The organism is Flavobacterium sp. Root935 (assembly GCF_001429295.1).
Classification (GTDB): Bacteria; Bacteroidota; Bacteroidia; order Flavobacteriales; family Flavobacteriaceae; genus Flavobacterium.
Window position 1 is genome coordinate 264,707 of sequence record NZ_LMJL01000010.1, and the last position, 12,972, is coordinate 277,678.

The 12,972-nt window shown below is 32.3% G+C and carries 10 protein-coding genes; 8 read left to right on the forward strand and 2 right to left on the reverse strand.

Translation table 11 applies throughout. From position 1 onward, the window contains the following. Entirely contained in the window at nucleotides 1-1,584 is a 1,584-nt protein-coding gene (locus tag ASE40_RS12105) for a murein L,D-transpeptidase (protein WP_057117230.1), read from the forward strand. Here ASE40_RS12105 and ASE40_RS12110 read toward each other — a convergent pair. Then, nucleotides 1,573-2,298, reverse strand: coding sequence for a murein L,D-transpeptidase catalytic domain family protein (locus ASE40_RS12110; protein WP_057117231.1), 726 nt, complete (start codon nucleotides 2,296-2,298; stop codon nucleotides 1,573-1,575). The genes ASE40_RS12105 and ASE40_RS12110 overlap by 12 nt on opposite strands. Nucleotides 2,299-2,839: 541 nt before the next feature. On the opposite strand from ASE40_RS12110, the gene gpmI reads away from it, so the two are divergent. Next, the gene (gene gpmI, locus ASE40_RS12115; protein WP_057117233.1) at nucleotides 2,840-4,357 is read left to right on the forward strand and encodes a 2,3-bisphosphoglycerate-independent phosphoglycerate mutase; all 1,518 of its coding nucleotides are present in this window, start codon (nucleotides 2,840-2,842) and stop codon (nucleotides 4,355-4,357) included. 133 nt (nucleotides 4,358-4,490) lie between these two features. On the opposite strand, the gene ASE40_RS12120 is transcribed toward gpmI, so the two are convergent. Next, on the reverse strand, nucleotides 4,491-5,744 hold the full coding sequence (locus ASE40_RS12120) for a DUF445 domain-containing protein (RefSeq protein WP_057117237.1): 1,254 nt from the start codon (nucleotides 5,742-5,744) through the stop codon (nucleotides 4,491-4,493). 255 nt (nucleotides 5,745-5,999) lie between these two features. On the opposite strand from ASE40_RS12120, the gene map reads away from it, so the two are divergent. The 6 genes from map to apaG all read left to right on the forward strand — a co-directional run bounded on the left by map (nucleotide 6,000) and on the right by apaG (nucleotide 12,944). Continuing rightward, nucleotides 6,000-6,818 (forward strand): type I methionyl aminopeptidase, encoded by an 819-nt coding sequence (map, locus tag ASE40_RS12125; RefSeq protein WP_057117239.1) that lies wholly within the window; start codon nucleotides 6,000-6,002, stop codon nucleotides 6,816-6,818. Between the two features lie 72 nt (nucleotides 6,819-6,890). Next, on the forward strand, nucleotides 6,891-7,265 hold the full coding sequence (locus ASE40_RS12130) for a GxxExxY protein (RefSeq protein WP_057117242.1): 375 nt from the start codon (nucleotides 6,891-6,893) through the stop codon (nucleotides 7,263-7,265). Between the two features lie 82 nt (nucleotides 7,266-7,347). Next, on the forward strand, nucleotides 7,348-8,121 hold the full coding sequence (locus ASE40_RS12135) for a class I SAM-dependent methyltransferase (RefSeq protein ID WP_057117668.1): 774 nt from the start codon (nucleotides 7,348-7,350) through the stop codon (nucleotides 8,119-8,121). 61 nt (nucleotides 8,122-8,182) lie between these two features. Next, nucleotides 8,183-11,143: a DEAD/DEAH box helicase gene (locus ASE40_RS12140; RefSeq protein ID WP_241774364.1), complete on the forward strand. Its 2,961-nt coding sequence runs from the start codon at nucleotides 8,183-8,185 to the stop codon at nucleotides 11,141-11,143. A gap of 75 nt (nucleotides 11,144-11,218) precedes the next feature. Next, nucleotides 11,219-12,478 carry a DUF5103 domain-containing protein gene (locus tag ASE40_RS12145; RefSeq protein WP_057117245.1) on the forward strand — a complete coding sequence of 420 codons (1,260 nt, stop codon included), beginning with the start codon at nucleotides 11,219-11,221 and terminating at the stop codon, nucleotides 12,476-12,478. 79 nt (nucleotides 12,479-12,557) lie between these two features. After that, complete coding sequence (apaG, locus tag ASE40_RS12150) at nucleotides 12,558-12,944, forward strand: Co2+/Mg2+ efflux protein ApaG (protein WP_008467225.1); 387 nt, start codon at nucleotides 12,558-12,560, stop codon at nucleotides 12,942-12,944. The last annotated feature ends 28 nt before the right edge of the window (nucleotides 12,945-12,972 follow it).

A 12,972-nucleotide genomic window follows, 5' to 3' on the forward strand; every position in this document is an offset into this window, starting at 1 on the left:
ATGAAGAAATTTTACTCTTTAGTAGTAATATGCATTTTTATGGGGTGTAAAAAAGATACTCCAAAACCCAATCCTGTCATCAAAAAAACGGTGCCAGCAATCATACTTACCGACGAGAGAAAAGTTGAAATAGATACCGCTGTAATAAGCACTTTTAAAAGCGAAACCCTGAAACAATTTTATATCGCATCTGAAAATAAAACGGTTTGGGGAAATCTAGAAAAAAGAACTTATGTTTTATCTCAACTAGAAAAATCTGATAAATTAGGCTTAGATCCAGAAGATTACAAAGCATCTCAATTAAAAAAAATCGAAAGCAAAATCAGCTCTCTAAGTGATACTGATTTAGCTACTTATGATATTTTACTGACTTATAATTTTGAAAAATACCTGAATCATTTACACAAAGGAAAGCTAGATCCCAAAAAACTTTACACCAATTGGGATTTGGATGAAAAGGTATTTGATATAAACTCTGTTTTAATAAAGGCTTTCAACAGAAACAAACTTGATAGTATTGTTGAAAACATTCAGCCTAAAACGCAAACCTATAAACAGCTTTTAAAAGCACTTGAAATTATAAATACTTTTCCAGATGAGGGTATAAAAAATATTGAATCTGCTGAAAAAATCACTTTAAACGACACTAATCCTGCTTTAATAAACATTAAAAAAAGACTTTTGTACTGGAATGACATGACTGGAAAAGACAACCTTACAAGCATTTACAACAAAAAGACTTTCGAAGCAGTTAAAAAATTCCAAGAAAGACACGGTCTTGCTGCAGACGGAGTTATCGGTGCAGGAACCATTAGTGCTTTAAATTATTCTAAAGAAAGAAGGAAAAAGCAAATCATTGCCAATTTGGAACGCTGGAGATGGTATCCAAACGAATTAGCCGAAAACTATTTTATCATTAATATTCCTGATTACAGTTTGAACGTTGTCGAAAATAAAGACACTACTTTAGTTAGAAATGTTGTTGTTGGAACAAGCAAAAGAAGAACTCCTGTTATTACTTCGTATTTAAAAACAGTTGTTTTTAATCCGACATGGACTGTACCTCCTACAATTTTAAAAGAAGATGTTGTTCCTGCGATGAAACGAAACCGAAATTATCTAGCTAAAAAAAATATTACTATATATGATTCGTCAGGAAATGTTGTGGATCCAATCGCGTGGAATGAGAACAAACCTAATAGATATCGTTATGTTCAAAGCCCCGGATATTCTAATTCATTAGGATTAATGAAAATTTTGTTTCCTAATCATCATAGCGTTTATCTGCACGACACCAATCACCGTAATATTTTCGGACGAAACAATCGTTCTATGAGTTCTGGCTGTGTCCGTGTTGAAAATCCGCTAGAATTGGCTAAACATATTTTGGACGAAGATGGAAACTGGCCGCAAGATAGAATTGATACTATTATTGCCTCTAAAAAAACAATGAGTTTCAAAATCACAAAAAAATATGCTTTGTATCAATGGTACTGGACAGCATGGAGCAAAAAAAATCAGCTCCTGTTTAGAGCTGATATTTATGATTTGGACTCGGACTTATATGCTAAATTAAGAAATTAGCCTTTCTTCCATCGCGAAACTTCTAGATGGATGATAGATATATAAACACGATTTGTCTTTTATTAATTGAATTATTTCATTTGTCATTTCAACAGGAACTGCAGGACAACCTTGGCTTCTGCCTAATCTTTTGTGATCTCTAATAAATGATTCAGAAACATAATCTGCTCCGTGCATAACAACACCTCTTTCGCGAGCATTGTCATTTACACCATTTTCTAAACCATCTAAACGCAAAGAAGCACCATGTTTTCCTTGATAGATTTCGCCAGTAGCATAAAAGCCTAAACTGCTTTTGAATGAAGAATTAAGATTTGAAAATGCTGAAGCAAATTCTTCTCCCGTATTTCTTCCGTGAGCTACAAGTGAATTAAACAAGATTTTATTAGTCGTCAAATCGATTACCCACAAACGTTTTGTGTTTGATGATAAACTGAAATCGATAAGCGTTAATATATTTTTCTTGATAACTCCTTTTTCTTTCAACAAATAAAATCCTTTTAAAGCTTCCGAGAAAGTTTTAAGTTCCGGCATTTTAAAGTTATTAGAATTTAAAGTGTTATAAACGCTTTCGATTTTAGAATCAACTGTAACTTTTTCGACTTTAGCAATCGTTCTTACAGCGGCGTTCGTTTTAAGATCGGCAGTGCTTTTTGAATCTTTTCCAAAAGATAATAGCAAAAACACAAATAAAGGATAAATTTTGTAAATCATTGAATTTCTTTAGGTTAAACAAAAACTTGGGTAAGGCAAAAGTATTAAAAATATATTGCTGACAAAATAAAACACAGGTTATCAAGCGCTTTTTGTTTAAACTTTAACAATTTATAAGTAAATAATTAGGAGAATTTCAAAAAATATTCATTTTTATCGCGTATTTACCTACAAATAATCAAAAAGCATCTTTCGAAAAATTGTAATTATATAAATTAATAAAATTTAAGTATAACATTTGGAGAAATATGAAGATTTAGTCTTCTAAAAATATTTTGTTTAACTTTTAGGATTAATTGATTTTCTAAACAATTAATACTTTAAAAAACACCTTTTTAGATAAGTACAAAATATTTTGTGACTACAATGCTGTCAAAAATAAAGCTAGAATGAGAGCTTAGTGTGAATTAATTTTAAAAAATAAAGACTTCTATAATTAAATTAATATTTTTTATGAAGCTTCATTTTATTAAACATAAATGTAACAAAGCTTTCTTGCCAATTTTAGAAATGACTTATCTTTGTAGAAAACAAAAAAGTAATGAACAAAAAAGTTATCCTTATGATTTTAGATGGTTGGGGAAAATCTCCTGACCCTAAAGTATCTGCAATAGACAATGCAAATGTTCCTTTTATAAACAGTCTTTACAAAAATTACCCAAGTGCACAACTTAGAACTGACGGCTTAAATGTTGGTTTACCTGATGGCCAAATGGGAAACAGCGAGGTTGGACATATGAATCTTGGTGCCGGAAGAATTGTATATCAGGATTTAGCTAAAATAAACTTAGCCGTAGAACATAAAACATTAGCAAAAGAACAAGTTTTAATTGATGCGTTTACTTATGCTAAAAACAACAATAAAAAAGTACACTTTTTAGGATTAGTTTCAGATGGTGGTGTTCACTCACATACTTCACACCTTCGCGGCTTAATCGATGCTTCTCAAGAATATGGCTTAGATCAAGTGTATGTTCACGCTTTTACTGACGGGCGTGACGTGGATCCTAAATCTGGAGCAAAATACATTCACGATTTAGAAGATTATATAAAAGATACTCCGGTAAAAATTGCTTCTATTATTGGACGTTATTATGCAATGGACCGCGACAAACGTTGGGAGCGTGTAAAACTAGCTTATGATTTAGTAGTTAACGGAGTAGGAATTCCGTCTACAAATGCTGTAGCAAGTGTTCTTGACAGTTATGCACATGAAGTTACAGACGAATTTATCGCTCCTGTTGTAATTGTTGATGAAGAGCAAAAACCTCTAGCTACAATTGTTGAAGGTGATGTTGTAATTTTCTTTAATTTTAGAACAGACAGAGGCCGTGAACTTACAGAAGCTCTTTCGCAGCAAGATTTTCACGAGCAAAACATGCACAAACTAAACTTGTATTATGTAACATTGACCAACTACGACGAGACGTACCAAAACGTAAAAGTAGTTTACAATAAAGATAATATTACCGAAACGCTAGGTGAAGTTTTAGAAAAAGCAGGTAAAAAACAAATCAGAATTGCTGAAACAGAAAAATATCCTCACGTAACATTTTTCTTTTCTGGTGGTAGAGAAACTCCTTTTGAAGGTGAATCTAGAATTTTAAGAAATTCTCCAAAAGTTGCCACTTACGATTTACAGCCAGAAATGAGTGCTTATGAACTTGCAGATGCACTTGTTCCTGAATTAAACAAAGGCGAAGTTGATTTCGTATGCTTGAACTTTGCAAATGGTGACATGGTTGGACATACCGGAATTATGGAGGCAGCCATTAAAGCTTGTGAAGCTGTAGACGCTTGCGCTAAGAAAGTTATCGAAGCTGCGCTTGCTAACGATTACACTACAATTGTAATTGCCGATCACGGAAACTGTGAGACTATGATTAACCCTGACGGATCTCCAAATACAGCACACACAACAAACCCAGTGCCTATTATTTTGGTTGACAAACAATTAAAAAGTATTCAAGATGGTGTTTTAGGTGACATCGCTCCTACTATTTTAGAATTGATGGGGATTCAGCAGCCAAATGCTATGACTTGTCATTCATTGTTGTAGAAAATATTTTTCTTTATATAAAAATAGGCGAATTCTAAAGAATTCGCCTATTTTATTTTTATGCATTTTTTATCATTTCGATCCCGAAGCCTCGGGATCGAAATGACAAAACTGTGCACACTTCTTGATAATCTTAGACAATAAAATAATGATACAATTGCTCAACACCATAAATTATTAATCCAATAATTCCGCCCACTAAAGTTCCGTTGATTCTGATGTATTGTAGATCTTTACCGATTTCTAGTTCTAATTTTTCCGAAACTTCTTTTCCGTCCCAGGATTTTACTGTTGACGAAATTAAATCTCCTATTACCTTTTTATTGTTCAAAAGAATTGAAAGCAAATCGTTTTTAATAAAGTTATTGATTTTATCAATCATTACAGGATCTTCTTTGATTCCGTTTCCAAAGGTTTGAATTAAACTTGAAATGCTGTTTTTTATAGAAGATTCATCTCCTTTGTTTAAATCGTTTGTTATGGAGAGTTTTATTTCATCCCAAATTCCATTGATATAGTCTTGGACTTCTTTTTTTCCAACAAAACCCAAAATCATATCGTTTATTTTCACTCTCATTTCTTCTGAGTTTTTTACCTTTTCTAAAAAGTCAAAAATATACTCATCAATCTTTAAGCGAACTGCACTTTCAGGTTTCTTAGCTTCATTTAAAAAATCCTGTAAACCGTTAAAAACACCTTCTGTAATACTTTTATCAGCCAATCCGAAACTTAAAAGCGGTGTTGAAGCTTTTACTTTCTGTCTTATTAAGTCTTTATTATTAGTCAATTCGCTGCTCATTACTTCAAGAAGATTGGTAAGCATTTGATTTTTCAAATCTCCCTTCTGCAAAGGCTCTAATGCGACAGCAACCCAGTTTCCAAAGTTTATTCCTTCAATCTTTTCTCTAAACTGAACTTGAATAAACCTCCTGACGTCTTCGTCTTTTATTGTCCTTAAAATGCCAGGAATAATATTTACTGCAACCGCATTCGCAATTTTGTCTGCATTTTCATGCTGTGAAAGCCAGTCTGATGCTTTTGTCGCAAAATTGAATTCATCTAGTTTGATTTCTAACTTTTCACGATTTAAAAATTCTTCTGAAACAAAATTTCCTAGATTTTCCCCTATCTCGTTTTTCTTAGTCGGAATAATTGCCGTATGCCAAATCGGAATTCCTAATGGATGACGAAATAATGCTACAACAGCAAACCAATCGGCGATTCCGCCTACCATTGCTGCTTCACTAAAAGCCTGCAGCATCGGAATTTTAAAGTAAATCGCAATTATAAATAATAAAACTGCGACTCCTAAAAGCGACAAAGCGTTTTTCTTCATTCTTTTGAGAGCCTTTACTTTGGATATATCTTGATCTATAGTAGTTTCCATGATTACAAAACGTTTTTACTACTAATTTAGGGCTTTTTAGCGAGATATTAAAGCAAAAAAGCCTGCAGGGAATTGCACGAACTAACACGAATTATAATTTGACTGAATTATTGAACAATATTCAATTAGTAGAAATTGGTGAAATTGGCGGCGAAAAAAAATAAATCTTGCTAGAAAGCTTAATTTTAAGCGAAAAATTTTACTTAAAAAATAATATTAAAAATTGTACTTTTGCGAACTGAAAATGGGAAAAATATGATTATCCAAAAAACAAGGGAGGAAATCGAATTAATGCGCGAAAGTGCATTAATCGTATCAAAAACATTAGGAATGATTGCTTCTGAAATTAAAGAAGGAGTTACTACATTATATCTTGACAAATTAGCCGAAGAATTTATTCGCGATCACGGTGCTGTTCCAAGCTTTTTGGGACTGTATGATTTCCCGAATTCGCTTTGCATGAGTCCAAATGCTCAGGTTGTTCACGGTATTCCTAATAATGTTCCGCTAAAAAATGGTGATGTAATTTCGGTTGACTGCGGTGCTTTTAAAAACGGTTTTCACGGAGATCATGCATACAGTTTTGAGATTGGTGAAGTTGCTCCAGAAGTAAAAAAACTTTTAAGAGTTACTAAAGAATCTCTTTATGTTGGAATTAGAGAATTTAAAGCTGGAAATCGCGTCGAAGATGTTGGAAATGCGATTCAAAAATATACAGAAGCTCACGGTTACGGAGTTGTTCGCGAATTGGTTGGACATGGTGTTGGTCAAAAAATGCACGAAGAGCCAGAAATGCCAAATTACGGAAAACGCGGCCGCGGTAAACTTTTTGTTGAAGGAATGGTTGTTGCCATTGAACCGATGATCAACATGGGAACAAGAAACATCAAACAATTAAAAGACGGCTGGACAATCCTGACTGCTGACGGAAAACCAAGTGCGCATTTCGAGCACGACGTAGCTTTAATTGATGGAAAACCAGAATTATTATCGACTTTTCAATACATCTACAAAGCGCTAGGAATCGAGAGTAATGAAGAAGATGAATTTAGACAAGTGCCGTTGGTATTATAACACGGATTTCACGAATTAACACGAATTAGTGTTGTGTGTTAATTTCACTGAAATTATTGTATTGAATGAATGATGAGTGAGTTATATTTAAGAGAGGAGTCTTATAAAATTATAGGAATCTGTATGGAAGTCCATAAAATTTTAGGAAAAGGACATAGTGAAAAAGTGTATGGAGATGCTCTCGAATATGAGTTTCAAAAAAACAAAATTCCTTATAATCGTGAATTAAGATATAACATCGCGTACAAAGACATTATATTACCTAGTTATTATTTTGCTGACTTTGTTATTTTTAATGAAATTATTTTAGAACTAAAAGCAATCACAGCTTTAACAACAAGTGAAATTAAACAAACATTAAATTACTTAGCTGCTTCGAAAAACAAATTAGGTTTACTAATTAATTTTGGAGAAGACAGCCTTAAATACAAAAGAATAATACTTTAAACCCAAATCAAAAGTTCGTGAAATTTCACCACAGTATTAATCCGTGTTAATTTGTGAAATTCGTGTTCAAATTTATTTAACTGTGAAAAAACTTTTCAAATTAGTACTTAATACCATTCCACGTCCATTATTAATTCGTTTGAGTTATGTGGCGCGTCCTATTTTAGCTTTCTCTTTAAGAGGAGATAAATTTACAGATCCAATTGACGGCAGAAGCTTTAAATCTTTTTTGCCTTACGGATATGGGAAACAACGTAACAATGTGCTTTCGCCAAGCACACTTTCGTTAGAAAGACATCGTTTGCTGTGGTTATATTTAAACGATCAGACTGATTTTTTTACAGCACCAAAAAAAGTGCTTCATTTTGCTCCAGAACAGGCTTTTTATAAATTATTCCGCAAGCAGAAAAATCTGGATTACACAACAACCGATTTATTTTCGCCTCTTGCAGATGTAAAAGCAGATATCTGTAATCTTCCTTTTAAAGACAACGAATATGATGTGATTTTATGTAATCACGTTTTAGAACATATTCCAGATGACACAAAAGCGATGCAAGAATTATTTCGTGTTTTAAAACCAGGCGGAATGGCGATTTTACAAATTCCACAAGATTTAAACCGTGAAGTTACTTTTGCAGATGATTCGATTACAGATCAAAAAGAACGCGCTAGAATATTTGGCCAATACGATCACGTTCGTATTTACGGACGCGATTATTTCGATAAATTAAGAAGCATTGGATTTATCGTAATTGAAGAAGATTACACCAATAAAATTGCACCAGAATTGGTTGAAAAATATTGTTTAGCAAAAGGTGAAATTATTCCCCTTTGTTTTAAACCTGAAAACTAAACCGTTTTTCAACATAAAACTGACATAAGTTCATTTAAAAAGTTTTCAAAATAGCAATAATTTGAAAACTTTTTACTTTTATAAGCCTTTACAAAAATACAACCCAACCAAACCTGAAATCTTGAAACCTACAAAATCATTTCAATTTTGCTTTGACATCAGCTTTGAAAAAAATCTGAATACATTTCTTCCAACAGCTTATATCGTTGAAGATACCGATGAAATCAAATATTTAAACAAGAAAGCGACCACTGGAGTTATAGAAAGCTTCGGAATTGCTTTTGAAGATTTAGATTCTAATACCAAAAAGACACTTACAGCCTGCGAATCTTTAAAACCTGAATTCATTTTTAAAAAATTCAGCGCTAAAATAAAATCGGCAAAGACAATTGCTGATCTGCAAAAAGATTCTAAAATTGATTTTGCGATTCGCCAGCATTTAAAATTCCATTTAAGTTCATTTTACAATCTGATAGTTCAAGAACAATTTCCGTTGTCGCTTAATATTGGACCTGAAAAAGATTTTTATCGCTCACGCGTTGCTGTTAATCCGTTGTTTTTCGAACCTCAAATTCAATTCGATAAACACACTGAAGGCATTACTTATACCCTTTCTTTAAAAGAAAACGAAACGGCTTTTTTACCAATGAATAACAATATTGATATTCTTTTGGATGAACCAGGCTGGTTGGTTGTCAATAAAAAACTAGGACAACTAAAGGAGCTTAATGCGAAAAAACTAATGCCTTTTTTAAAGAAAAATTCAATTGAAATTCCATCAAAATTAGTGGATGATTACTTTAAAAGTTTTATTCCAGAAATAGCCAAAAAAATAGATATTGAAGCAACTGGTTTTGAAGTAGAAAATCGCGATAAAATTATTTCGTGCAGGATTCAGCCCGTTCATGACTTTTTTAAAAATTGTAATTATCTTAATCTTTATTTTGATTATGACGGTTATTGTTTTGATGCTTCTAAAACAAAAAAAACACATTCGTTTGTTGATTTTAGCATAGCCAATCAGCCTAAAATTATTCAATTTAAAAGAAGTACAGAAGAGACTTTTTATACCAAAAAATTAGAAGAACTCGGTTTAAGTGTAATTAAAAATGAATTCTACGGATTGAATTTAGAAATCGAAAATCCGGATCCTTTTCTGAATATTCAATTTGTTATCGATCATAAAGAAGAACTTGAAAATCTCGGATTTACAATTCAGAATTTAAAAGTCGAAAGCAAAGAAATCATTACAGAAAACCATATTGTTTCGGCATCTAAAGATATAAATGGAGATTGGTTTGACATCAAAATAATCATTACAATCGGGAATTATAAGATCAATTTCAGCGAAATTATTCCGAATATAAAAAGCAAAGAAAGACTCTTTTTACTACCCGACGGAAACTATTTTCTGATTCCTTTAGAATGGTTCAGCAAATACAGTTCTCTGGCTAAATTAGCTAAAACAGAAAATGGAAATCTTCTTTTGCGTAAAAGTAATTTTACTGCTTTGGATGCAATTCCAGAAATTAAAGACGATGTGACTTACAAGGCCGAATATAAATCTTCAGATTTGTTAAAGGCAACTTTGAGACCTTACCAAATTGATGGGGTAAAATGGCTTTTGGGGCATTTCAATTCGAATTTAGGTGCCTGCCTAGCCGATGATATGGGACTTGGAAAGACTTTACAGACTTTAGCCGTTTTGGTCGCTGTGCAAGAACAATTAGGATTTACGACAAAAACTACGAATTTTGATTTGTTTGCCAATGAAACGACAATCGAAAGAGAACCGCTAAAAACTCTTATCGTTTTACCTTCTTCATTGGTTTTTAACTGGTACAATGAAGCGGGAAAATTTACGCCTCATTTTTCAAAAATGCAGTATGTGGGTAATGACAGAAAACAATTAGCGCATAGATTAGCGTCGACCGATTTAATTTTTACAAGTTACAGCATCATATATCGCGATATTGCAATTTTAGAGAAATACGATTTCCGCTATTTAATTTTAGACGAAAGTCAATACATTAAAAACAAAAACTCTAAAATTTTTAAAGCGATAAACAAAATAAGCACAGCTCACAAAATTGCATTAAGCGGTACTCCTATCGAAAATTCGCTTGACGATTTATGGTCTCAGATGCAGTTTATAAATCCAGATATTTTGGGAACTTATAATTTTTTCGCAGAAAATTTTAAAATCCCGATTGAGAAAAAACAAAATGAAGAAGTTTTATCTGAATTGAAAAATCTCGTTCAGCCTTACATTTTGAGACGAACCAAAGAACAAGTTTTAAAGGATTTACCAGAATTATCAGAACAGATTTATTACTGCGACATGGATCCGGAACAGGAAAAATTATACGAAAAAGAAAAATCTAAAGCGCGTAACTTTTTACTAAAAACAGATGGATCAAGTCCAGATAAAATTAGCATTATCAATACATTGATGAAGTTGAGACAGCTGAGCAATCACCCAAAAATGGTAGATAAAGACTCGGAAATTGATTCTGGAAAATACATCGCGGCTACCAATTATCTGGAGAATTTAGTAAAAGCAAAACAAAAAGTAATCATTTTCAGTTCGTTTGTTACCAATTTGAGTTTTTATACCGATTGGTGCAAAGAAAACAAAATAGATTATTGTGAAATTACAGGCGAAACTCCTGCGAGTAAAAGAGAGCAGCAGGTCAATTTATTTCAGGAAAAAGAAAATCCTTTGTTGTTCTTTATTTCTCTAAAAGCAGGTGGCGTTGGTTTAAATATTACCAAAGCTTCTTATGTTTTATTCTTAGATCCTTGGTGGAATCCTTTTGCTGAAAAGCAGGGAGTCGGCAGAGCGCATCGCATTGGGCAGTTGAATAAAGTAAATGTGATTCGATTTATTTCGAAAAATACAGTTGAAGAAAAAATAATCAAACTACAGGAAAACAAAAAACTGCTGTCTGATTCCCTTTTGGAAGAAAGTTATATTAACGATGAAATTGAAGCTAATTTAGATTACATTCTGAATTCTTAAAATTCTCAATCCAATAAATGGCATCTTCTTACGTTTAATAAAATTCTTATATTTACAATCTTACAACGTAATAAGATGCCAAAATTTTTATATCAAAGCTTAATTGCGCTTTTTATTTTTACATTCGCGAAAGCACAGGAAACACAAACTGAAGTCGTTCCTCCTTATAATATTAAAACGGTTACTTTTGTCCAAAATGGCAGTAATGTAGTTCCGATTTTTGAATTAGGATCAACATTTGAATTTCAATTTGATGATTTGTTTGGAAATGAAGCCAATTATTATTTTGAAGTTACGCATTGCGATTATAATTGGAAACCAACTGATATTCCTAAAACAGATTATATTCGCGGTTTTGACAATCAAAGAATTACAGATTATTCCAATTCTTTTAATACGCTTCAGGTTTATTCTCATTACCGTCTTCCCTTCCCTAATCAATTTACAACACAAATACGCTTGTCGGGAAATTATATTTTGAAGATTTTAAATGAAGATAAAGAAGTTGTTTTTTCGAGAAAATTTATTTTATACGATTCGCATTGTACTGTTGCCGCTCAAGTAAAAAGAAGTAGAAACCTTAGCAACATTGATTACAAACAGAATCTCGATTTTTCTATTGCTTCAAATGACATTACTTTTCAAACTCCAACACAAAATGTAAAGGTTCTTTTATTACAGAATGGAAATTTCAATACAGCCATTAAAAATATCGTTCCGCAATACACAATTGGAAATCAATTGGTTTATAAATATGATGCGGAAACTCAATTTTGGGGCGGGAATGAATTTTTATATTTTGAAAACAAAGATATTCGTGCCGCAAATAATAATGTGGGCCGTGTAGGTGCCAATAATGATATTTATAATGCCTATTTGTATACGAATCAAGCACGAGGAAACCAGATTTACACCAATTATGAAGATGTAAACGGAAATTTTGTTGTTAAGAACATTAATGGTTCTAATAATGACATTGAAGCAGATTATGCCTGGGTTTATTTCTCACTTTCTGCACCTGCCTTTCGACTAAACAAAGACATCTATATTACTGGAATGTTTAATAATTATAGTCTTTCTCCAGAATATAAAATGGATTATAATACTGATAAAGGCGTTTTTGAAAAAGCTGTTATGATCAAGCAGGGATTTACTAATTTTCAATATACGGTTGCTGATAAAAAGGGTGTTATCGATTATGAAAATGCTATAGACGGAAACTTTTATCAAACTGAAAACGAGTACACAATTCTGGTTTATTATAAAGAAGCAACAGATCGTTACCAGCGAGTTATTGGAAAAGGAAACGCAAACTCAATAAACATCGTTAATTAAAACATTGTTAAGGTTTTAGGATTCATAGATTTTTTTCGTAGCTTTGTACCTATAACGCACACAGATTTACTAGGTTAGTATGGTTTCTCAAATAACACGAGGCATAAAAATATCGGTTTTAACTAGTTTTGAAGGTACTTACTTCAAAAACTATAAGATTCACTTTGCCTTTAGTTATGTGGTTACAATCGAAAATCACAGTAAAGATTCGGTACAATTAACTTCACGTCACTGGGAAATTTTTGATTCTCTAAACGATCTAGAAGTTGTAGATGGTGAAGGTGTAATTGGTAAGAAACCTGTTTTAAAACCAGGTGAAAACCATACTTATAGCTCAGGCTGTTTATTATCATCTCCTTATGGTGCAATGAAAGGTCATTTTAATATGATCAATTTTACTACTACAAAAACATTTAAAGTAATTGTTCCTACTTTTAGAATGTGTGCTCCTTTTGCTCTAAATTAAGACATACTTTACTTCTGTCTTTTTTATC